Source organism: Roseospira visakhapatnamensis (assembly GCF_014197915.1).
In the GTDB taxonomy this organism is placed as follows: domain Bacteria; phylum Pseudomonadota; class Alphaproteobacteria; order Rhodospirillales; family Rhodospirillaceae; genus Rhodospira; species Rhodospira visakhapatnamensis.
Genome location: NZ_JACIGK010000092.1, coordinates 1 through 1,331, shown reverse-complemented (window position 1 = coordinate 1,331; position 1,331 = coordinate 1). Strand labels below are relative to the sequence as shown.

The window sequence follows — 1,331 nt, the reverse complement described above, 5'->3', positions numbered from 1 at the left end:
TGGCCCGCGTCGCCGACGGCGTGGGCGCCGACCTGCGGCGCTGGCTGGACGGGCTGGACACCGGCGCCGCGTCGACGCTCGCGCCGCGCGCCCGCATGGACGCCGCCGAGGCCGACTTCGCGCGCCAACTGGCGCTGACCCAGTCCGACGACGACGAGGTCGCGCGGGCGGCCTACGAGAGCCTGACCGCCCACGCCGAGGCCTGGCGCGCGGCGGCGCGGGAGTACCACGGCTCGACAGCCGGGTACTTTGAGGTCGAGGCCACGCTGCGGGCGCTGCTGGAGCCGCTGGCCGACGCCCTGGGCCACGGCGACACCGTCGCCGGCCAGGACGAGATGCTGGCCCTGCTGACGGCCATCGGCGACAACACCGGCCTCGCTGGTCCCCTCGCGAAACAGGTGCCGCTGGCGTCGGTGCTGACCGACGTGTTCGGGGGCCTGGGTGAGGGCAGCTATCTCGGCCGCCTGGCCGTCGCCCAGGCCGAGCACACGGCCGCCCTGGAGGCGCAGACGGCCTATCTGCACGCGGCGGATCAGCACGAGGCGTCGCTGCTGGCGGCGATCGAGGCGGCGGTGCGCGCGCTGGACGGCCTGGGCGGATCCGGAGGGGGCAGTACGCCGCCCTTGCCGCCGCCCCCGGACCCGCCCGCGCCGCAGGAGCCGCCCGCGCCGACGCGGTACTACGACTACAATGCCCTCATGGCGCACAACGCACCGATGGCGGTGCACAAGCGCGCCCAGGACTACATGAGCCGCAACGCCGACGTGCTCGCCGCCTGGCGGGCCGGCACGCTGCGGTTCGGCGACGGCACGCTCGAAAACACCGCCCTCGGGCATTTCATGTACCACGGCCAGCACGAGGGCCGCTGGTTCAGCGCCGGCGGCTGGGTAAACGGCCCTGGCGGTCCCACGGACGACGCCATCGACGCGCGCCTGTCCGCCGGCGAGTTCGTACTAGCGGCCGGAGCGGCCACGTATATCGCCAACGCGGCGCCGGGCCTGATCGAAGCGCTCAACGACAACCAGGTGCACATCGCGCCCCTGTCGTCCGCGCCGGACCTGCCGGCGCCGAACGTGATCCCCTTCGCGCCGCCGATGGCGCGCGACGATGGCGTGCTGATCGACCGGGTCGAGCGCCTGGAGTCCCGCCTGGACACCCTGATCGCGGCGGTCCATGGCGAGGCCTCCGCCGGCCGGCGCACCGACGGCGGCCTGACCCAGTCCCTCATTGACGAGTTGCGCGCGTTGCGCCGCGACCTCGGCGCTCAGACCGGCCGCGCCGACCTGGCCGCGCGCGCCGCCGTCGGCGGGCGGCGCGCATGAGCACCGAAA

The 1,331-nt window shown here is 74.9% G+C and carries 1 protein-coding gene; it reads left to right on the top strand.

All coding sequences use genetic code 11. The features are described from left to right. On the top strand, positions 1-1,322 hold a 1,322-nt coding region (locus GGD89_RS19630), incomplete at its 5' end, for a hypothetical protein (protein WP_221238584.1). Between the last annotated feature and the right edge of the window lie 9 nt (positions 1,323-1,331).